Annotated in this window: 20 protein-coding genes; 14 read left to right on the forward strand and 6 right to left on the reverse strand. The window is 38.8% G+C overall.

The features are described 5' to 3' along the window. The first annotated feature begins 183 nt into the window (after positions 1-183). From MKY65_RS11805 to MKY65_RS11825, 5 genes are all read left to right on the forward strand, one after another. A complete protein-coding gene (locus MKY65_RS11805) occupies positions 184-774 on the forward strand; it encodes an ankyrin repeat domain-containing protein (RefSeq protein ID WP_339185035.1) in 591 nt (196 codons plus the stop codon). A 36-nt stretch (positions 775-810) separates the two neighbouring features. Continuing rightward, positions 811-1206 (forward strand): nucleoside deaminase, encoded by a 396-nt coding sequence (locus tag MKY65_RS11810; RefSeq protein ID WP_339185037.1) that lies wholly within the window; start codon positions 811-813, stop codon positions 1204-1206. Positions 1207-1495: 289 nt separating this feature from the next. Beyond that, positions 1496-2782, forward strand: a complete 1287-nt coding sequence (locus tag MKY65_RS11815; protein WP_339185226.1) for a Y-family DNA polymerase — start codon at positions 1496-1498, stop codon at positions 2780-2782. Between the two features lie 2 nt (positions 2783-2784). Beyond that, complete coding sequence (locus MKY65_RS11820) at positions 2785-3189, forward strand: hypothetical protein (protein ID WP_339185040.1); 405 nt, start codon at positions 2785-2787, stop codon at positions 3187-3189. 101 nt (positions 3190-3290) lie between these two features. Further along, positions 3291-4082, forward strand: a complete 792-nt coding sequence (locus MKY65_RS11825) for a uroporphyrinogen-III synthase (RefSeq protein WP_339185042.1) — start codon at positions 3291-3293, stop codon at positions 4080-4082. A 159-nt stretch (positions 4083-4241) separates the two neighbouring features. On the opposite strand, the gene MKY65_RS11830 is transcribed toward MKY65_RS11825, so the two are convergent. Continuing rightward, a complete protein-coding gene (locus MKY65_RS11830) occupies positions 4242-5294 on the reverse strand; it encodes an alkene reductase (RefSeq protein WP_339185045.1) in 1053 nt (350 codons plus the stop codon). 116 nt (positions 5295-5410) lie between these two features. Here MKY65_RS11830 and MKY65_RS11835 point away from each other — a divergent pair, with 116 nt between their 5' ends. Beyond that, positions 5411-5827 carry an Lrp/AsnC family transcriptional regulator gene (locus tag MKY65_RS11835; RefSeq protein ID WP_175297061.1) on the forward strand — a complete coding sequence of 139 codons (417 nt, stop codon included), beginning with the start codon at positions 5411-5413 and terminating at the stop codon, positions 5825-5827. Positions 5828-5951: 124 nt separating this feature from the next. On the opposite strand, the gene MKY65_RS11840 is transcribed toward MKY65_RS11835, so the two are convergent. Then, on the reverse strand, positions 5952-6821 hold the full coding sequence (locus tag MKY65_RS11840) for a LysR family transcriptional regulator (protein ID WP_339185047.1): 870 nt from the start codon (positions 6819-6821) through the stop codon (positions 5952-5954). A 99-nt stretch (positions 6822-6920) separates the two neighbouring features. On the opposite strand from MKY65_RS11840, the gene MKY65_RS11845 reads away from it, so the two are divergent. Then, a complete protein-coding gene (locus MKY65_RS11845; RefSeq protein ID WP_339185049.1) occupies positions 6921-8105 on the forward strand; it encodes an MFS transporter in 1185 nt (394 codons plus the stop codon). A gap of 57 nt (positions 8106-8162) precedes the next feature. Here MKY65_RS11845 and MKY65_RS11850 read toward each other — a convergent pair whose 3' ends face one another. Further along, a complete protein-coding gene (locus MKY65_RS11850) occupies positions 8163-8492 on the reverse strand; it encodes a PH domain-containing protein (RefSeq protein ID WP_339185051.1) in 330 nt (109 codons plus the stop codon). 264 nt (positions 8493-8756) lie between these two features. Between MKY65_RS11850 and MKY65_RS11855 the strand changes: the two genes are divergently transcribed. The 4 genes from MKY65_RS11855 to MKY65_RS11870 all read left to right on the forward strand — a co-directional run bounded on the left by MKY65_RS11855 (position 8757) and on the right by MKY65_RS11870 (position 11932). Beyond that, the gene (locus tag MKY65_RS11855; protein ID WP_339185052.1) at positions 8757-9236 is read left to right on the forward strand and encodes a PaaI family thioesterase; all 480 of its coding nucleotides are present in this window, start codon (positions 8757-8759) and stop codon (positions 9234-9236) included. Positions 9237-10247: 1011 nt separating this feature from the next. Next, the gene (locus MKY65_RS11860; protein ID WP_339185054.1) at positions 10248-10838 is read left to right on the forward strand and encodes a TetR/AcrR family transcriptional regulator; all 591 of its coding nucleotides are present in this window, start codon (positions 10248-10250) and stop codon (positions 10836-10838) included. A 91-nt stretch (positions 10839-10929) separates the two neighbouring features. Continuing rightward, positions 10930-11175 carry a DUF6220 domain-containing protein gene (locus tag MKY65_RS11865; protein WP_339185055.1) on the forward strand — a complete coding sequence of 82 codons (246 nt, stop codon included), beginning with the start codon at positions 10930-10932 and terminating at the stop codon, positions 11173-11175. Between the two features lie 121 nt (positions 11176-11296). Next, positions 11297-11932, forward strand: a complete 636-nt coding sequence (locus MKY65_RS11870; protein WP_339185058.1) for an NAD(P)H-binding protein — start codon at positions 11297-11299, stop codon at positions 11930-11932. 59 nt (positions 11933-11991) lie between these two features. On the opposite strand, the gene ahpF is transcribed toward MKY65_RS11870, so the two are convergent. Beyond that, positions 11992-13521 carry an alkyl hydroperoxide reductase subunit F gene (ahpF, locus tag MKY65_RS11875; protein ID WP_332093682.1) on the reverse strand — a complete coding sequence of 510 codons (1530 nt, stop codon included), beginning with the start codon at positions 13519-13521 and terminating at the stop codon, positions 11992-11994. A 190-nt stretch (positions 13522-13711) separates the two neighbouring features. Beyond that, entirely contained in the window at positions 13712-14275 is a 564-nt protein-coding gene (gene ahpC / locus MKY65_RS11880) for an alkyl hydroperoxide reductase subunit C (protein WP_042534036.1), read from the reverse strand. A 521-nt stretch (positions 14276-14796) separates the two neighbouring features. Between ahpC and MKY65_RS11885 the strand changes: the two genes are divergently transcribed. Continuing rightward, the gene (locus MKY65_RS11885; RefSeq protein WP_193062142.1) at positions 14797-16104 is read left to right on the forward strand and encodes an MFS transporter; all 1308 of its coding nucleotides are present in this window, start codon (positions 14797-14799) and stop codon (positions 16102-16104) included. Between the two features lie 108 nt (positions 16105-16212). Here the strand turns inward: MKY65_RS11885 and MKY65_RS11890 are convergent, their stop codons facing one another. After that, the gene (locus tag MKY65_RS11890; RefSeq protein WP_339185060.1) at positions 16213-17604 is read right to left on the reverse strand and encodes a PLP-dependent aminotransferase family protein; all 1392 of its coding nucleotides are present in this window, start codon (positions 17602-17604) and stop codon (positions 16213-16215) included. A 1232-nt stretch (positions 17605-18836) separates the two neighbouring features. On the opposite strand from MKY65_RS11890, the gene MKY65_RS11895 reads away from it, so the two are divergent. Together MKY65_RS11895 and MKY65_RS11900 are read left to right on the forward strand one after the other, a co-directional pair. Then, positions 18837-19586 (forward strand): gluconate 2-dehydrogenase subunit 3 family protein, encoded by a 750-nt coding sequence (locus tag MKY65_RS11895; RefSeq protein ID WP_193062144.1) that lies wholly within the window; start codon positions 18837-18839, stop codon positions 19584-19586. 21 nt (positions 19587-19607) lie between these two features. Then, positions 19608-21347 carry a GMC family oxidoreductase gene (locus MKY65_RS11900; RefSeq protein WP_193062145.1) on the forward strand — a complete coding sequence of 580 codons (1740 nt, stop codon included), beginning with the start codon at positions 19608-19610 and terminating at the stop codon, positions 21345-21347. Positions 21348-21372: the final 25 nt, after the last annotated feature.

Genomic DNA, 21372 nt, shown 5'->3' on the forward strand with positions numbered 1-21372 from the left:
AAGTTTCGTTTTATATATGAAAAAAATAAGTAAATGTAATTAAATTAATATTTTTCATATAACTACCTCCATGATAACATATTTATAACGGGGTAAGGGTTATGATAAAGCTGAAAATATTTTTATCGCAGTGCAGCTGCCGAAGATTTTTCAACACAGAAAGAAAAGAAGGAGGAAATCAATTTGGAACAAAAGTTAATTTCAGCAGCAGCAAAAGGAAATACAGAAACGGTTTTAAAATTAATAGAAGCTGGAGCAGATATTGATGCAACAGATGAACACAGTGTAACCGCAGTAATGGCTGCGACGCAAAAATATCATACAGATACTGTCAAGGCGCTTATCGAACAAGGAGCAGATATAAATATCCGCAATAGCAACCAGGATAATGTGCTTCTATATGCTGGAGCTGAAGGATTCCTTGAAATCGTGAAGATTGCTGTTGGAGCAGGAGCAGATACATCATTAACAAACCGGTTTGGCGGAACGGCGCTTATTCCTGCTTCAGAGCGCGGGCATGTTGATGTGGTAGAGGAGCTTTTAATGAATTCTGGCACAGACGTAAACCATATAAACAATTTACAATGGACTGCATTATTGGAAGCGGTTATTTTAGGAAACGGCGGGGAAAATCATCAGAAGATAGTAAAGCTATTAATAGACCATGGTGCTGACATCCATATTGGTGATAAAGATGGCATTACTCCTTTAGAGCATGCAGAGCGCCTTGATTTTAAAGAAATTGAACGTATTTTGAAGGAATCTGAAGCATAATTGGTAAAACGAAACATCATAAAGGAGGGGACCAACATGTCGAACAAAGAATGGATGAAACAAGCAGTCAAATTAGCAAATGAAAATGAACAAAAGCATCAGGGAGCCCCATTTGGAGCAGTGGTTGTCAAAGATGGAAAAGTAATTGGGTCTGGTATGAATGAAGTAACAGCAACGAACGATCCGACTACGCATGCGGAAATTCAAGCTGTTCGCGAAGCCTGTCAAACGTTAAATACAACGAATCTTAAAGGGTGTGAGATATATGCAAGTACAGAGCCATGTCCAATGTGTTTAAGTACGATTTATTATACGCAAATAGATACCGTGTATTTTTCTAACCCCAGCAACCCTGATCAAGACTATATATACAATCAGCTTTCCTTATCACATGATGAAAGGGATATTCACATGATTCATTTAAAGGAATGACTAAATAATTCAGCTTTGAAGCAGAACCTTGAGGTGTAAAAAAGATGATATTAGCCTTAACTGGAACAAAGATGACCGCAAAATTGAAATTGAATAACAGGATAATTCACTACGGAAGGCCCTTTGCGATTAACATTTCGCGAAGGGTTTTTCAATTCATCTCAGCTTTCCATATATTAACACGACTATTTAAACGGAATTATGTTGACCATAGGAATATACGTTCGTATAATAGATATGCAAACACCCATTCGTATTAGGAGAGAGTATGATGAAAAACATTATCATGATGGATTATTCGAAGGAACCTCGGCGGGACATTATGTGTATAGATGTCAAATCTTTTTTCGCAAGCGTAGAAGCTGCCGAACGTAAGCAGCATCCTTTAAAATCCCGGATTGCAGTTGTATCCAAGCCGGATAATCAAGGCGGTTTGGTGTTAGCTGCCTCTCCTTTAGTAAAAAAAGAGTATGGCGTGAAAACAGGAACAAGGATTTATGAAATCCCGCGGAAAGCAAATATAGACATCGTGGAGCCTCGTATGGCAGTGTATTTACAAAAGAATATGGAGATATTACGTATTTTTAAGCGTTATGTAGCGAAAGAGGATTTACTTGTTTATTCTATTGACGAATCGTTCCTCGACGTAACGAAATCACATAAACTTTTTGGCAGTACGCATGACATAGCGAGGAAAATCCAGCGTGATGTATGGAGAGAATTGGGATTAGTGTTAACTGTGGGAATAGGGGATAATCCGCTTTTAGCAAAATTGGCACTCGATCATCAGGCAAAGCATGACGAACAACGAGGCTTTATTGGGGAATGGCGTTATGAAGACGTTCCATATAAATTATGGAAGATAGAAGCCTTAATTGATTTTTGGGGGATAGGACAAAAAACGGAGGCCAATCTAAATCGGATAGGGATTCGAAATATGTATGATTTGGCTCAATATGATATTGGCAAATTAAAAGAAAAGTTCGGTGTGATTGGTCAACAGCTCTATTTTCATGCACATGGAATAGATCGAACCGTGTTATCGGACACGTACACACCTGAAAGTACCTCCTTCAGCAGAAATCAGATACTAAACAGAGATTATTCGGTTAAACACGATATTGAAACGGTTATTCGGGAAATGACGGATGAGAATGTGGCAAGGTTAAGGAAGCACCGTCTCATGACAGGTGTTGTCAAGCTGACCATTGGATATTCGAGAGATACAGTACTAGGCGGGTTTAGCCATCAGATAAAGATTGAAGCAACGGATTCATCCAAAAAATTAAAAGCGCACATGCTGTTTATTTTTCATAAATATTATAAAGATAATATGCCCGTAAGAGTGATTAATGTTACTTTTGGAAAACTTCAAATAAAGCAATCATTGCAACTAAATTTATTTGAATCAGCAGAAGAAACAATAGAAAACGAAGAGCTGGATAAAACGATTGATTTTGTGAGAAGAAAACATGGTTATACTTCCCTGCTGCATGCTTCTAGTCTGCTTAAAAACGGAATGGCGAGATACCGCGCAAAATTGCTTGGCGGTCATCGTTCTGGAAAGGAAGAGTGAATATGGAAAAAATATTGATTACGCGAGTTACGCCTGAACAGTTCGGGTATAAAGACAGAGGAATTATGAAATGGTTAGGAATGATGTTAAGCGACCATTCAGAAGCACTCAAAAAAGAAGAAATGAATGATCAGCTAATCGAAGTGAAAGCAAAAGAAGAGATGACCGAGGAAGCCATCGCAAAAGTACTGAACCAAGCTTTTGCAACGAATTCTCCTGTTTTGATTCAAGCGAATGTGATGCGAAACGGGAATTATTATAAAGACTTGGAATGTAAAGTATCTGGATATGGAGAAGGTCAGATTCATCTATTTTTAAAAGATGGACGGGTGACGAATTGTTCCATAGAGGAAATAAGAAATGTGGAGTTTATGAACACACTTGACTGGTATGATAAAAGAAAATGATTAAGAAGTTATTTTTTGAAATCATTTGCTGAACCACTGGAATATTTGTAATATAATAAATAAAAGAATGAATACTAAATCTATAGGAAAAGGAGAAATATATGGACGGACTTAAAGGGAAACAAGTTGCTGTTGCTGCATCTCGTCAGGCAAAAGCAATTGATACACTAATCAGTAAACATGGCGGAAACACAATTCAATTACCGATTCAAGGAGAGTATCAGCTGAATGATTCGATTTGTCAGCAGGATGTAAAAAAGCTTGTAGAAAACACATTTGACTTTGTCATACTAACTACTGGGATAGGAGCAGAAACGTTAGAGCAATCCGCAAAGAGACTCCATATCCATACTAGCTTCATAGATAAACTAAAAAGCTCAACCCTTGCCATTCGCGGCAGTAAAACGACAAAGTGGATGAAACAGCATCACCTGATACCAAGCATTCTTTCTGCAGATGGAACAATGGAAAATTTGTTTGCATCTTTACCTCCTGTCAAACAGGGCGAAGAAAAACAAATTTATTTGCAGACATATAATGAGGATGACGTGTATTTAAAAAGAAGTCTGGAACAGCTTGGGTATGCTGTTTATTTATCTAAACCCTATTCTTATAAAGAACCAGACCAACAGATTTTATCGATACTAAAAGAAACCATTACCTCTCAAAATGTAGATGTTGTTGTTTTTACCAGTAAAACACAGGTGCGAAATTTATTTATGAAGGAGGATAAGGAGAAATTGGCGGAAGCCTTTAATCAAGGAGTTTTAGCAGCAGCGATAGGAAAGGTGACTGCGGCTGAATTAGAGAAGAATGGCATTGAGAAAGTATTTCAGCCGAGGAAGCCTAAAATGGGAGCGATGGTTGTAGAACTAAATAAACAGTTCTCATAGAATAATAGTGAAAAAAGCTTCGAATATTTTAATGTCATTCTATTTCGAAAACCATTCGTTTTACATAGGCTGTTGCGCTTCTTTAAGTACTGTTATTTTAAAGCACTCCTTTTAACTAGAAACGAGATAAAGGAGTGCTTATCTTACTTGATATACTGCTTAAATTAAACATGTATGCAGATTTTTTGTCTGATACGGAAAAATCTCCTGATTCGCTTTCAGACGAACGACCAGATCTGGATTAGCTATAAATAATTTTCCGAATGCTACTAAGTCTGCCTGATTCTCTCCAATAATGGATGCCCCTTTTTCAGGTGCAATATTTCCAACAGCAATAAGCGTTTTATCCCAGTATTGCCTGAATAATTCATGAAGCGATTTTTGATTATGTTGAAGCATATCACCGTAGTTTTCTACCGATGGATGGACAATTTTTAGTTGATGCTTGGAAAGAATCCCTGTTATAGCGCATACCATTTCTTCTGGATGCTCCCATACATAATCCTTATCATCATCTTTCTTTTCAGAAATTCGAATGCTGATTCTATTTTTAGGAACAACCTTCTTTACTTCTTTAATAATTAAATCTAAAAATCGCAGCCTATTTTGTAAGGAACCTCCAAACTCATCCTGACGGTCATTCGTTTTCTCATTGATAAATTGATCGATCAGGTAACCATGTGCAGCATGTATCTCAACTCCGTCAAATCCGGCTTCCATCGCATTTTTTGCTGCATCTTTGTAATCAGCTATTATTTGATAAATTTCCATATTATTTAAAGCTCTGGGAGCTTGGAAAGGTTTCCTCAAACGATGCACATGTCCGCTGGCACGGATAGGAGAGGGCGCAACAGGAGCATGCCCTTTTAGAATTTCCTGATGACTTACTCTGCCAACATGCCAGAGCTGAGCAAAGATTTTTGTTTTATACTGATGAACTTCCCGCGTGACTTTTTTCCAGCTTAATATTTGACGAGGCGTATATATCCCTGGTATCCCATAGGTTCCTTTGGCCAGTTTGTTGATGGCGACACCTTCCGTAATGATTAATCCTGCCCCGTACCTTGCCCGTTTTCCATAGTAGTCTGCAATCAAGTAATTCACTTCACCTGTTTCGTTATCAGCAAATCCTCTTGTCATTGGCGCCATTACAATTCTATTATCTAATGTTAAGTTCCCAATTTTATACTCGGAGAAGATAGAACACGTCATATTTATCACCTCATATCGAATTTTAATTCGATACTGAATTGTTTACAATGGAATGATTAAAGTATATGCTATGGAAAACTTTAAATTTTAAAGTAATTGGAAAGCTGGTGAAAAGGATGTTGGATCATATCGATCATCAAATACTAGATTTATTAAAAAGAAATGCCAGACTTACCTATACAGAAATCGGCAAGCAAATAAATATGTCATCTCCTGCTGTGAAAACAAGGATAGAAAGATTAGAAGATTATGTAATAAAGCGTTATACGGTTGAGGTAAATAATAAAGAGCTCAATAAAGGAATCCATGGCTTCGTTTTATTTAAGACCAAAAGCTGTGAAAAGTTAATGAATTACTGTAAGGAGAATAGTAATATAATAGATTTATGGAGAATTGGCGGAGAGTATAATTACATGGCAGAAGTTGTTTGTGAAGAAATGGAGGAGCTGGAGCAAATCTCTAAGGATACCACACATTTTGCTTTTTCAAATATACTATCTGTTCTGGGAAATCATCCTGTTAGTAATGACTAAAAATAGAAAGGCATCAAAAAACCTGGCGATTTCAAATAAAATCATCAGGTTTTAAATATTTTAAGTAATGTCAGCTTCTGCATTTACAGGTTAATTTTGTCACCCCTCATGTTTTACCTTCAGCTCAGTAAGAAACCCCTTTTGCAATATGAAGAAATTCCTTTACAGCCGGTGATGCCTCCGCAATAGATTGGCAGGCAAGCGCCACTTCACGACTGTTTTGAATGGTTAAATTACTGACCTTTATGTTTTGCTGCGACTTTAAAAACAGCTCAGGACCAACCGTGACCCCCAGGCCTTCCTGCACCATATTCGCAATCGTTGTACAGTCATGCACTTCAAAACGAATAGAAGGTTTTATTTGTGCTTCTTCAAACAATGCTTCTACATGGGATTGATACATCCCCGTGGGCATAATAAAAGATTCTTTCGCTAATTCAGCCGTATCCACTGTATCCTCGGATTGAAATCGATGTGCCGGATGATAGGCAACCACCATATCATCTTTGATAAGAGGGACAAAATCGAAATTTGGATTAGCTTCTCCTTTTACAACAAATCCAATATCAATCACTCCAGAGCTCAACCACTCTGTAATTTCTTCGTAGGTGCCTTCGTAAAATTTAAATTCTATTTTCGGATGTTTTTTCTGGAATTTGGCAAGCAGCTTTGGCAATAAGCAAGAAGAAGCACTTGCAAATGTACCGATGCGAATGATACCAGTCTCTAAGTTAGTTGCCAGAGCGATTTCTTGGTGAATACTTTCCATTCTCTTCAATACTTCCCGGATATGAGGGAGCACTTTTTGTCCTACTTCCGTCAGGGTTATTCCTTTTCTGCGGTCACGAATGAATAAAGAAACATCCCATTCAGATTCCAAACTGGCAACTGCATGACTTACTGCCGATTGTGTCATATTTAATTTTTCAGCGGCAGCGGTAAAGCTTCCCAATTCAAATACGGTCGCAATAATTTCAAAACGAACAATGCTCATGAGTAATTGCTCATCTCCCTTATTAAAAATATCAATTTTACTTATGTTAACACGGGATTTACAATAAATTCAATGTCTAAATAAGGGAGAGGATACAAAATGAAAAACAATATAAACCAATTTACAATTATTCTTTTGGCCTTAGGAGCTTTTGTAACAGGAACAGGGGAGTTTGTGGTTTCAGGAATATTGGAACTGATTTCTTTTGATTTGGATATTTCTATTTCAACTGCCGGACAATTGATTACGATTTATTCTTTATCTTATGCTGTCGGCGCTTTGGTATTGGTTATCTTAACCTCCAAATTTGACCGTAAGAAGGTCCTTTTATACGCCATCGTTATGGTTATTCTAGGAAATCTGGTTGCGTTTTTCAGCTATCATTTTATCGTTCTTATGCTGTCCAGAGTTATCCAGGCAATGAGCGGAGGATTATTTATTGTAGTAGCTACCAATTATGCTGCTCAAATTGCAGCACCTGAAAAAAAGGGAAGCGCCATGGCAACAGTGCTTACGGGTTTTACTATCTCCTTAGTACTTGGGGTACCCTTAGGAACATTTTTAGCAGGATATGTAGATTGGCGGTATATTTTCTTGATTATTGCACTTGGTACGGTATTGTTATTAGCAGGACTGTATAAATTATTGCCGGCTATTGAAGGAAACCAGCCGCTGCCGTTTAAACAGCAATTGCTGATTATCAAAGATAAACGAGTGCTTACAGGGTTATTGACGACCATTTTTTGGATTTTAGGGTATACTATGGTCTTTGCCTATATTGCTCCATTGTTAAGTAACACGGCTGGTTTTTCCATAGAGATGACAAGTATCGCATTATTTGTTTTAGGAGCTTTTGCTTTTATCGGCTCCCGTTTTGGAGGATACGCGGTAGATAAATGGGGGCCTGATCGAACCATATCACTTAGCTTATGTATCCACATTATTGCTTTGTTTGTTTTGGCATTGACACAATATACCATGACAGGCGTATTTATCACGTTGGCAGTTTGGGGAATAGCAACATGGACAACCACGCCGGCAAAGCAATTTTATTTAGTATCTTTAAAGCCGCAATCATCTGAAACAGTACTGAGTTTTAATACTGCATTAATGAATGTGGGAATGATGTTAGGTTCTGCCCTGGGCGGTCTTATTATTCAGTATATAAATATCGTCCATTTAAGCTGGATTGCCGGTTTATTTGTAATCATCGCGTTTATTTTCATCCGGTGTTCTTTCTACTTAAACAAAAACGGGCACGGTACTTATGAAATGAATGAATAGATAAAAGAACCCCAACGATTCTCTGACAAGTTGAGGTTCTTTCCCTTGAATAAAGGTTTATTCCTGAATAGTTCCATGAGGAGATTGTTTTTTTAATTCCGTGATAAACTCTCTTCTATTCTTTGGTGAAATCTTTACACTGCCAAGTATGGCTGAATCGTAAAATAATTCAAATCCATTCCTGGCAGATAGAATGCGATAACCAGTAAAGATATCTTTTGTCGGCGAAATTTTCCTTATGCTTTGATAAGCGATTTTACTCTTGAATGGTCCGCCTTTCACTAACAGATAATTGTCATAAAAAATATACTTGATCGGAAAAGACATCCATAACAAAGCTCCTGCTAAAATAATAAAGATAGCAGTCATTATTATGACGGTGGCCATGGATGCCTCTTTATCAATGAGTGGAGGCACTTAATCATTGTTTATATAAAAAGAATCTGTTTGATTATTTTCAAAATGGGTTCTTTCTTTTTGTTGTAAAGTAGCAGCCTGTTAATACCTATTGCAATTCAGAAGGAAGTGCAAGCTATTTTGGTTCATTTATCAGAATATTATTGCATATCGGAAACAACTTATATATATTGGTAATACAACACAACAAATCACTAGCTTTTATTACATCTGTTTTAATGAGGGGGATGCAGAATGGAAGAAAAGATAGAAAAAGCAATACAAGATATTTATCCCGATGATTTTTCCTGGTGCTACGGATGCGGTCGATTAAATAAAGATGGTCATCACCTGCGAACTGGATGGCAGGGAGATAAGACAATTACCATTTTTACACCTGATTCAAAGTACATGGGAATCCCGGGTTTTGTTTACGGCGGGTTGATAGCTTCGTTAATGGACTGTCATGGGTCAGGATCGGCTGCACTTGCTTTGCACCGAAAAAACGGAAATGAAATTGGTGATGGTTCGGTACCGCCCAGATTTGTCACGGCAAGCCTCCATGTGGAATTTCTTAAGCCAACTCCACAGGATACGCCGCTAAAGGCCATTGGAACAGTGGAAGAAATTCATCCAAAAAGATGGAAGGTTCATACAGAAATCTTTGCAAATTATGCTCTCTGCGCCAGTGGGGAAGTCGTTCTTGTTGTTATGCCGAGTACGTTTTTAAAATAGAAATTCTTGCTCCCTTACGGATGTCATAAAGTGTGTTAAGTTAAAACGCAAGGAGTGATAAAACCCTAAGAATACCAAGTTACTCGTTTTTATGAGTGAGTTGGTATTTTTTATGGAGCAGTATTTGTAGGCTATTTAAAATTAGTTAGATTCTCTGATAAATTTGATTGTTCTTTATCACTTAACAAGTATAAACCCTCGTAAATAGTTTTTAACCATTTTAAAAATGTTATCGATAAAATTAAAAAACAATAAATACATAAGAATTGCTAAATTTTTAATCTTTAATTAAAATACTATAATAAATTGATAATTGATGATTTTGGAGGGCGACAAATTGTATACATCAAAGAAAAAAGCATATATGAATTTAACTGCTGAAGAGTTTGAAAAGTATTCATTAGAATTGCTGGCTGAACAGACCCAAAACCTTGAAATCTCGTAATTAAACATAATACATTGATGGAAACGTATGATGGTAACTACCAGGTAGATGGATATATTGAGTTTGTAAACATTATAAATCAGCTATAACAAGAGAAAAGGTTCAAGTATTACATGAAAAAATCCAATCTTTAGGTGCTCAAAAAGGCATATTAATATCTACTTCAAAATTCCAGAGTGGAGCAATGAAATATGCAAAATTTCATGGAATTGCTTTGATTCAATTAACCGAAACTGCAACAAATATTAAAGTGAGCGAGGAAATGGTGAAGTATCGAGCAGAACATTTTAATTATTAACTACCTTGCGAGGGAGTATTTATTACAAAAAATATTTATGATATTAACCCGCATTCAAGCAGCAGCAATAGTGATTTGGAAAAATTTTTAACTAATGGAACTTAATAAGCTTGCTTAGCAGCTTAAGAAAAATTATTTAGCCAGTCCATAAGCCAGTTATTTACTCTAGGTCTTAATAAAGTTCTTGACGTACCTCTAATGAAAAGGTACCTTATAGATAACCAAAATGTTAGTTATCGATAACTAACATTTATAAAATGGAGGTAGCATGATGCCAAAGAACAAATTAACTACATCAGACCGAATCCTGCAATCCGCCCTTCAGTTAATGAAGGAAAAAGGATTTCAACTAGTAACTATTAAGGAAATCGCGGAGGCGGCAAAGGTAAGTGAAATGACGGTTTTTCGTCATTTTGAAACAAAAAAAGGAGTCCTAGAAGCAGCGATTGAAAGAAACACAGTTGTTCCCGGCTTCAAGCAAACACTTGATAAAGCGATTGCTCGGGACTTGAAAAAGGATTTGCTGCAGATAGCAAACTTATATCTTGATCTTATGGAACGTAACGAATCTTTTTGTTTAATTGCTGTTCAAGAAAGAGCATCCATGCCTGAATTAGTTGATTTAATATCGGATAACATCGAACAATTAAAAGCGTATATTACTGCGTATTTTAATACCATGCAGGAAGAGGGGAAAATGCTCCAATCCGATTCTTATACACAGGCATCTACCTTTTTAGCGACTTTATTCAGTTACTTTATTTCTACTGCGTTGTGGGGAGACAAATTTATTAATCTGGAAAAGGAGGCGTTTATTAAAAACACTGTTAAAACATTCTGTTATGGAATTCATCCGTAAAGGAGGTGTTTAACCGTGGCTGAGTCCGATAACCGTGTGTATTATTTCAAGGCAAAGCTTCCTCGTTTTAGCATGGATACATGTTATCTGTGTGGTTGTTCAGACGCTTCTCGCCGGTACGGCGGTTTTCAATAATTATGCATATTGGGAATATCATAGAATCTTTGTTATTGGCTTTCAACTTATTCCCATTCTCATGCTGATACTGGCTTTCCTGGGGAAGCTTTCCCAAAAGATTCGCTGGGAGGTGGCTGGTTTATTTCTTCTTATTGTACCGTTTCAATATGTAAGTGTTCACATTCCTATAATAGGAGCGTTACATCCAGTTGCCCTTTGATTCTATTTTGGCTGATTCTGCTTATTATCAAACAGATGCGCAGTGCAGGGAAATAGGGTATAAATTTTATAATAAATATTAGTTACCAATAACTAACATTATGTATTGGAGAGCGTTTAATATGAAAGTTGTTGTATTTGGGGCTAGTGGCGAAACAGGGATTCCATTAGTAAAGCAATTACTTCTGGAAGGGCATGAAGTCACAGCGATTGTACGGAAGCCTGAGAAATTAGGTTTATCCGGGGAACGGCTAGAGGTTGTCAAAGGAGATATATTAAATTTATCTGCTATAGAAGAAAAGCTGACTGGAAAGAACGCTGTTCTATCCGTGCTTGGCGGAGATCATCGACAGCCGACAACAATCTATTCAGAAGGGATGGAAAATATCATCAGGGAAATGGAGAAGACAGGGGTTAATCGGCTGGTTTGTTTATCTGCTGAAACACTTAAATCAAAGAAAGAATCTTCGTTTAAAGAGCGTATTCTCGTTAAAATATTATGGAAAATATTTCATAATATTTATAGTGATATACAGCTTATGGAAAACAGAATTTATCAAAGCACCATCGACTGGACGATTATTCGGCCGCCTTATCTAACCAATGGGAAAGCAAAAGAGACTTACCGAATAAGTCTCGATAAGCCTGTACCAAAAGGGAAGGGACGTATAACTGGGGCCGACTTGGCTACATCGATGATAGATCAGTTGGAAAATCCAGATTCTATCGGCAGCGTTGCCTATGTTTGCGCCAAATAAAAGTTAAATTGATTCATAGATAAAAAGACTAGCAGGATTTTCCCGCTAGTCTTTCCGCCTTAATTACGAATTAAGTGATCAAATGCACCTAAAGCCGCAGTGGCTCCAGATCCCATTGAAATAATGATTTGTTTATATGCGCTGTCTGTGCAGTCTCCTGCAGCGAATAGGCCGGGAATATTGGTAGAACCGCGTTTATCTACAATGATTTCTCCAAATTTGCTGCGTTCCACCGTGTCTTCCAGCCATTCCGTATTTGGCACAAGGCCAATTTGTACAAAGACACCAGCAAGTTCGATGCTGTGTTCTTCTTCCGTTTCACGGTCAACATAGCGAAGCCCTTGCACTTTTTGATCACCATAGATTTCAGAAGTACGAGCATTTGTGATAACTGTTACGTTTGGCAAGCTATATACACGCTCTTGTAAAACCTTATCTGCTTTCAGTTCGGGAAGGAATTCAAGAACTGTGACATGCTTAACGATTCCGGCTAAATCAATGGCTGCTTCAATCCCGGAATTACCGCCGCCGATAACCGCTACATCTTTTCCTTCAAAAATTGGGCCGTCACAGTGCGGGCAATAAGCAACCCCTTTATTTTTGAATTCTGCTTCCCCGGGGACGCCAATATTTCTCCAGCGTGCACCGGTGGAAAGCACAACTGTTTTACTTTTCAGTGTTGCACCATTTTCCAGTTCTAATTCAAATAAGTCTTTTTTCTCCAGTGATTTAGCACGCATCGAGTCCATGATATCAACTTCATAATCGCGAACATGCTCTTCCAGGCTTGCTGCCAATTTCGGACCTTCTGTATATTTGGTAGTGATGAAGTTCTCGATGCCCATGGTATCTTGAACCTGTCCGCCAAAGCGTTCCGCTACGACACCGGTACGAATTCCTTTTCGTGCTGCATAGATAGCTGCGCTGGCGCCAGCAGGACCGCCGCCGACAACAAGCACATCAAATGCTTCTTTATCGTTCAGGCCGGATACATCCACAGTCGTAGTGCCTAATTTTTCAAGGATGCTTTTTAGAGTTTGGCGTCCGTTAACAAAGGATTCTCCATTTAAGAAGACAGATGGGACGGCCATCACGCCATTATCGTCTGCTTCTTCTTTAAATGCAGATCCTTCAATCATGGTATGCGTAATTGCAGGGTGAACCACGCTCATTAAATTCAAGGCCTGGACTACGTCAGGACAATTATGGCAGGAAAGGCTGACATACGATTCAAAATGGAGCGGTCCCTGCAATTGCTTGATTTGTTCCAGGAGTTTCACATCTGCTTTCGGCGGACGGCCGCTCACTTGCAATAATGCAAGAACAAGAGAGGTGAATTCATGCCCAAGTGGAACACCGGCAAAAGCAATGCCTGAATCTTCTCCAGGACGATTTACGCTAAAGGTCGGAGTGCGCGGGAATTCACCTTGTTCGATTGTGATTTTATCAGACATTCCGGCAATTTCATTGACCAGTTCCTCTGCTTCTTTGGAAACATCGTCAGCGCCAAAGCTTACTTTGAGTACAATGTCATTTTCCAATAGCTGCAAATATTCTTTAAGTTGTGATTTGATTTCTTGATCGAGCATAGTAAACCTCTTTTCTCTATTAAAATCGGAAAAACTAAAATGAATCTCTTTGTTCATAGCTGTCTCGGAATTTCCCCTGATGGAGAAATCTGTATCGATAGGCTGTATAACACAAAGGAAGTTCGACGCACGTAACGCCGAACCCCGTTTAAATTTAAATTACAGCCGTTAACCGGCTAACCGTGCTTTCTTAGATTTTTCCAACTAAATCTAGGCTTGGTTTTAATGTTTCTCCATCTTCTTCCCATTTAGCAGGGCAAACTTCATCTGGATTTTCACGTACATATTGTGCCGCTTTGATTTTATTGATTAATGTGCTGGCGTCACGGCCAATACCATCAGCGTTAATTTCTACAGCTTGGATAACGCCGTCTGGATCAATAATAAATGTACCGCGGTCAGCCAGTCCTGCATCTTCTCTTAATACTTCAAAGTTACGGGAAATTTGCTGAGAAGGGTCACCAATCATCGTATATTCAATTTTGTTGATAGCATCTGATGCTTCATGCCATGCTTTATGCACAAAATGTGTATCTGTAGAAACAGAATAAACCTCTGTACCAAGATTTTTTAATTCAGCATATTGATTTTGTAAGTCCTCTAATTCGGTCGGGCAAACAAAAGAGAAGTCTGCTGGATAGAAACAAACAACGCTCCATTGACCTTTGAAATTTTCTTCGGATACATCTACAAATTCACCTTGATGAAATGCAGTTGCTTGAAATGGTTGTACTTCTTTACCTATTAGTGACATAATGTATGTCCTCCTTGCAAAATAGTAATCTTATAATTATTGATTTTTATCAATAAAAACAATAATTATAATCTAATAATAATTATTCTAAATTAGAGATAATTTGTCAAGGAACCCAAGTGAAAAAGTGCATTATTTCACTTGAATTATTAACAAATTGTGAACGAAATAAGCTGTCTTATATTGTTCTTTTATTCTAAAATTGAATAACTAATTGAGAATAGAGTATAACATTTGCGAACGGATTCGGCAAATGAAAAAGGGGCAATTTGTGTTTTTCTTCACAGAACTGCAAAGAACAATTCCAGAAACAGATAAAAGCAGGGGCGGCGTTTCAAAAGAAATCATAGAAGGGCGTCATAGAATAGAAATGCTTCATCTATTTGGCCGCCATACAATAATTTTATAATATTGTTTGCCATACAATTATTGTGTTGTATGGTTTTTTCATTCGTGATAAGCTATCTAAATATTATGATTGTTACTAAAAAAGAACTGTATTAGTATGAAGGCGGGATAAAATGGCGGAAGATAATGAAATAAAACTTGGAGATAGTTCAGCTTGGCTGCAAGCATATATTGACTCTCCAGAAAAACAAAAACAACTGTATAAGAAAACATTAATGGTTGTCATTATGTCTCAAATATTTGGAGGCGCAGGTCTTGCAGCGGGAATTACCGTAGGGGCGCTCCTCGCACAGGATATGCTGGGAACAGATAGCATAACAGGGATTCCTACAGCATTATTTACCTTAGGATCTGCAGGGACAGCGTTACTTGTAGGACGGCTTTCTCAACGCTACGGACGTCGTTTTGGACTTTCAGCAGGTTTTTTAACTGGAGGGATTGGGGCCATTGGTGTCGTTATGGCTGCATTAATGAACAGCATTGTCCTTTTATTTATTGCGCTGTTTATCTACGGGGCAGGAACAGCCACCAATCTGCAAGCGCGTTATGCAGGAACAGACTTGGCAGGTTCAACGCAACGGGCTAAAGCTGTAAGTATGGCCATGGTTTCTACTACATTAGGCGCTGTTGCCGGACCGAATCTGGTGGAATTTATGGGAGATGTTGCGATATTTCTGGGAGTACCTGCTTTGGCAGGCCCATTTATATTAGCAGCAGCAGCTTATATACTAGCAGGATTGGTACTTTTATTTTATCTGCGTCCTGATCCGCTGCTTGTAGCGAAAGCCATCTCTAATTCCGAGAAAAGCAACAGCCATTCAAAGACAGAAAAAAACATGGGTGGGCTACCCAAAAACAGGAAAGGTATTTGGGCAGGAGCTGCAGTAATGGTTTTAACGCAGTTTGTTATGATTGCCATTATGACTATGACGCCGATACATATGGGGCATCATGGGCATGACTTGCAGGCTGTCGGCCTAGTGATTGGTTTTCATGTTGGCGCAATGTATTTTCCTTCTTTAATAACCGGGAGCTTAGTCGATAAAGTCGGCCGGGCTGCGATGGCTGTTGCTTCTGCGGTTACGCTGCTTGCTTCTGGTGTTTTAGCTGCGTTGGGACCTGCGGATTCGATGACAGTACTTATTACAGCGCTCGTGTTACTTGGTCTTGGTTGGAATTTTGGTTTGATTAGTGGAACCGCAATCCTGGTAGACTCTACTTCATTAGACAGCCGGGCGAAGACGCAGGGAACCGTAGATGTCTGGATTGCTTTGTCCGGAGCGTTAGGGGGCGGAATATCTGGAATGATTGTAGCAAATTCCAGTTATGCATTCCTTTCCATTGGTGGTGCGATTCTTTCATTACTGCTTATACCTATCATTATTTGGGCAGATATTAATAAACAGAAAAGAGCTTCATAGAGTGATGCGTATACATCTTTTGATATAAGAATGAAATAACACATATATTTATCTAAATGCCTGAATCCTTTCATCTCAAAAGTTCAGGCATTTTAGATGCTTTCAATCCTATGAAAGGATGCTGTCTAGTAATCGTTTAAGAATAATCAGGCCATGCTCGAGCTCTTCAGTTGTTTCCGGGGCACAAACGGCAACTCTTACAGCTCTTTCTGGAGAACTGTTACCAACTACAAAGCGTTCTGCTGCGTAGACCTGTACACCTTGCTGTGCGGCAAGCAATTCAAATTGCGCACCTGTTATTTTGCCTGGCAGCAGCACCCAGCGGAAGATGCCTATATCAGCCCCCAAGCATGTGCAATCAGCCAAATAACGGTCAAAAACTTCATTCCTGCGAATCGCTTCATGAAGATGTCCTTCAATTAAATCTTCAAACTGGTTGGATACAATGGTCCGTGCTGCCAGTTCTGCTAATAAGGGAGAGACGGATATATTTAAATTATACAGTGCTTTTGAAATGAGCTCCTTATATTGTTTCGGCGCCGCCACATAAGCTAATCGCAGCCCTGGTGCTATGGACTTTGATAAACTGGCAACATAAATGGTCTGTTCAGGCGCAAAAGCGGCAATTGCCGGATATGCTTTTTTATGATGAAGGTTATATGTCGCGTCTTCTATAATAATCTGGTTATACTTTTTAGCAATTGCTGCGATTTCTTTTCGATTTTCGACAGGCATACAGCAAGCTGTTGGATTGTGGTAGTCGGGAACTACATATATCCCTTTGATATGCTCGTTTTTACAGGCATCTTCAAAAGCAGAGGGGCTCATGATATGATTCTCTGCTTTGATCGGTATGATGTGTATACCAAACATTGCGGCAACCGTTTTTAATCCAGGATAAGTATGGGAATCAGCGCCAATACGGTCGCCGGATTTATAGAGACTGGCTAATATAGCCGTAATGGCATTTTGTCCTCCATTTGCAAATAAGATATGGTCAACAGTCGTTTCATAGCCGCCTCTTTTGATAAATTTTACGGCAGCGTCTTTTTGCCAAAGACTGTCTCCGGCACGGCCATAACCAAACCATTTTTCATAGTCTGTTTCCCGTGCCATGCTTTTTAATTGGAGCTGAAGTAGTTTATAAGAATCATTATCAGGCAATGTAGCGCCCATTTCGATTAAATGCTTTGGCTTTGTATCCTCTAGTAAATAGGCATTGGATAGCGCATCGTAAGCTACAAAAGTTCCGCTGCCGACAGATGAACTTAACAAGCCTTTTAACCCGCACATTTTAAAAGCTTTTGAAATGGTACTTAAATTTAAATCTAAATAATCAGCCAACTCTCGCTGAGGGGGAAGCTTTGTTCCTGGCAATAAATTTCCATTTAGTATATCGTCCTCCAATTGCTGGGCGAGAGTTTGATAAACTGGCTTTTTGTTTTTATTGAGCAACGGTTTCCAAGACATCGGATAGTTTTCAAAAGAATTAATAGACATGTTCTTCCCCCTCTTATACAATTTTACGCTGTTTATTTCGACAGTTTCTTACAATTTCAATGATTTCTTAAAATACTGAATAACATCCTTGCTTTATATTGTATAAGCATATTCTTCCCATCTGCAATTCTTTTTTTGAATTTACTAAACCTCATGATGAGTTAATGCCTTAGGAAGCAATTGCAATTGCAATTGCAGAGCAAATTGCCGATCCTGACAAACTAAAAACCAAACCTTCCAATAAAATAAGGTTTGGTTTTTAGTTTGTTTGTCATTATCGAGCAAACGGCTGCTCCGCTGTGTCTTTTTATAGCAGGGGGTAAGCAGCTCCGGGTTCAACGCATAATCTACATACTCTTTTGTGATTTCAGCAAGTTGTTCCTCCTTGATGACCGACACCATTCAGCGCAAATGGCGGTAAATAATGTGCACCGACAAAGTTAACAGCTGCTTCCAATGGAGGGACGCTGTATCAATAGAAAGGAAATTGAAAAATAATACGATCATGATTTTCTACCAGCTTTTGTTCCTCTTGAACATCGATTTATTCCTTGGAATAAGCTCTATAAACATCGTGGACAGTAACGTTAGGCTGCTTCTCTATTTCTTCAATTAAATACCGCTTTCCACGAGATTTAGCCAAATTGGGGTGAAAAACGAATACTAATGTTTTCATTTTATACGAACACCTTCTATAAATCGCTTTATCAGCGCTTCATCGCAGCTGAAGTATTTTCCGGAAAATAAATCTATATTGCGTAGTTCAAACGATAAGTCTGTATTCATTTGGTTACTAAAATCATCGTAAATCCAAAGTTTCTTTTTTGAGAAGCAGGCACTTTAATTAAACATTGTTCCTTTTAAGAAACCAAATGGAGTAAAAGAAGTTATCTATATATTTAATTGAATTGACTGTTTAGAGATGACCTGATTGCCATAGAATATTAGAAATAACAACAAACCAATCTTCGTATTTTTTGACTTACAAGGTATATGACCATCAGAGAAAACATATAGATGTAATAACGAACTAAAAACTAGTGAAAGTATCAAAACGTATAGAGAGAACATAGAAAAATAAACTTGAAATAAAGAAAGGGTACGCAAAGCAGGAAGTTTTAGAACGTATCCAAAGCAGAATCATTCCTTTCCCATCTTGATAACTCACTCAAAATGAGTTTTTTTACATTCTAGTTGTAACATTTTAATTGTTTTAGAAAGGCGGGAGTAAAATGGCTGAAGAGTCAAAAGGTTCTAAGATGTCACGCAGAAAATTTGTAAAGAATTCCGGGTATGTAGCAGGAGGTCTTATCGGCGGCGGTTTGATAGGATCTGTGTTTGGAGCAAGCTTTGGTGGGAGTGGAACGAAACAGCCAGCTGCACCTACTGTAAAAGAAGAGGAGAATTTCAACCAGGCATTAATGTATTTCACAAGACATGCTGATTTTAATACGCTTGGTGCAGCGACGGAGCGTATATTTCCAGAAGATGATAATGGACCTGGCGCGTTAGCTCTTGGAGTTCCCTATTTTATTGATCATCAGTTAGCAGGAGCATATGGAAATAATGATAAAGAATATATGCAAGGTCCCTTTCGTAAGGGAACCCCTTTTCAAGGCTATCAGTCTGCATTAAAACGTCATGAAATCTTTATGCAGGGAATTCGTGCATTAGAGCAGGAAAGCCAAAATGATTATAAGGAGTCTTTTATAGATTTGGAAGGAGAACAGCAGGATAAAATATTGCAAAAATTTGAAAATGACGAAGTAAAATTAAAAGGGGTTGCGTCCTCTGAGTTTTTCAAAATGCTGCGTGCATCAACACTCGCAGGTGCTTATGCTGATCCTTTATATGGCGGGAATGATAAAATGCGCGGTTGGAAAATGAAGGAATATCCAGGCAGTCAAATGAGTTATACCGATAAAATTGAGGATGAAAGCTTTATAGAGATGGAACCAAAAGCATTAAACGATCATTTGTAATACGATGAGGAGGCTGTTGATATGGCAAAGAAATTGGACAAGGTAGATGTTGTCACTGTTGGGGTTGGCTGGACAGGCGGTATTATTGCCGCAGAGTTGACAAAGGAAGGATATAAAGTCGTTGGTCTGGAACGAGGCGGTGACAGAGGAACAGAAGATTTTCATATGGTTCATGATGAATACCGTTACGCTGTCCGTTATGGGCTGATGCAGGATACCTCGAAAGAAACCATCACATTTCGGAATAAACGGGATGAACATGCACTGCCCATGAGACAATTAGGTTCATTTCTTCTAGGAGAAGGTGTCGGCGGTGCTGGTGATCATTGGAATGGACATACGTGGCGTTTTTTGCCATATGACTTGGAAATCAAATCGGAAACAGATAAAAAATATGGAAAGGACAAGCTGAGCGACGATTATACATTACAGGACTGGGGCATCACTTATGATGAGCTAGAGCCTTATTTTTATAAATTTGAACAAACTACTGGCATCAGCGGAGAAGAGAATCCAATGGGAGCTCCTCGGAAGAACGATTATCCGACAGGCCCAATGAAAAGCACTCCCATCTTGGATCGCTTTAAAAAAGCTGCTAAGAATTTAAATCTTCATCCTATCCAGATGGCGTCCGCAAATTTATCGGAGGCATATGAAAATCCGGATGGGGAAACAATCAATGCTTGTCAGTATTGCGGTTTCTGTGAGAGATTTGGTTGTGAGTACGGAGCAAAGTCAAGCCCGAATATCACCGTTCTCCCTACTGCAAAAAAAACAGGAAACTTTGAATTGCGGCCTGACTCCAACGTGGTCGAGGTACTTCATAATGATGGGAAGGCAACCGGTGTCCGTTATGTCGATGTGCAAACGGGAGAGGAGTTTGAACAACCTGCAGATGTGGTCATTTTGACAAGCTATGTATTAAACAATACGCGTTTACTGCTTCAATCAGAAATTGGCAAGCCTTATAATCCGGAAACTGGAAAAGGCGTCATCGGGAAGAATTATTGCTATCAAATCGGGGGTGGCGCAACGGGCTTCTTTGAAAACGAGAAGTTTAACACTTTTATGGGAGCAGGCTCGCTTGGGGCTACCGTAGATGATTACAATGGAGATAATTTCGATCATAAAGCTTTAGATTTCATTCATGGCGGTTCCTTATCAATTACACAAACAGGACGCCGGCCAATTGAAAGCAATCCAGTTCCTAAGGGCACGCCATCATGGGGTAAGGATTTTAAAGAGCAGTCACTGCATTATTTTAATCGATCTCTTTCTGTTGGTGCACAAGGAGCTTCCATGCCGCATCGCAACAATTATTTAAGCTTGGATGAAAACTATAAAGATGCATATGGTAATCCTTTATTGAAGTTAACGTACGATTTTACAGAGCAGGACCGGAACTTACATCGCTATCTTTCGGAAAAAGCCGGAGAGATTCTAAAAGAAATGGGTGCCGATCACGTGGACGTCAGAGAAATCAGCGAACATTATGATATCGTCCCATACCAGACAACCCATAATACGGGCGGTGTCATTATGGGTGCTGACCCAGAAACCTCTGCAGTAAATAACTATTCACAAATGTGGGAGGTCGATAATCTATTTGTTGTCGGTGCTTCTGCTTTCGCCCATAATGGCGGCTACAACCCGACTGGCACGGTAGGGGCACTGGCATATCGGGCTGCGGAAGGGATTATTAAATTTCTCGATGAGGGAGGCCAATTGGTCCAAGTGAGTAAAAACAGCCAGCATGTTTAATGATAGAATAAAAGAGGAGGGAACA

This window comes from Oceanobacillus sp. FSL W7-1293 (genome assembly GCF_037969815.1).
Lineage (GTDB): Bacteria > Bacillota > Bacilli > Bacillales > Amphibacillaceae > Oceanobacillus > Oceanobacillus oncorhynchi.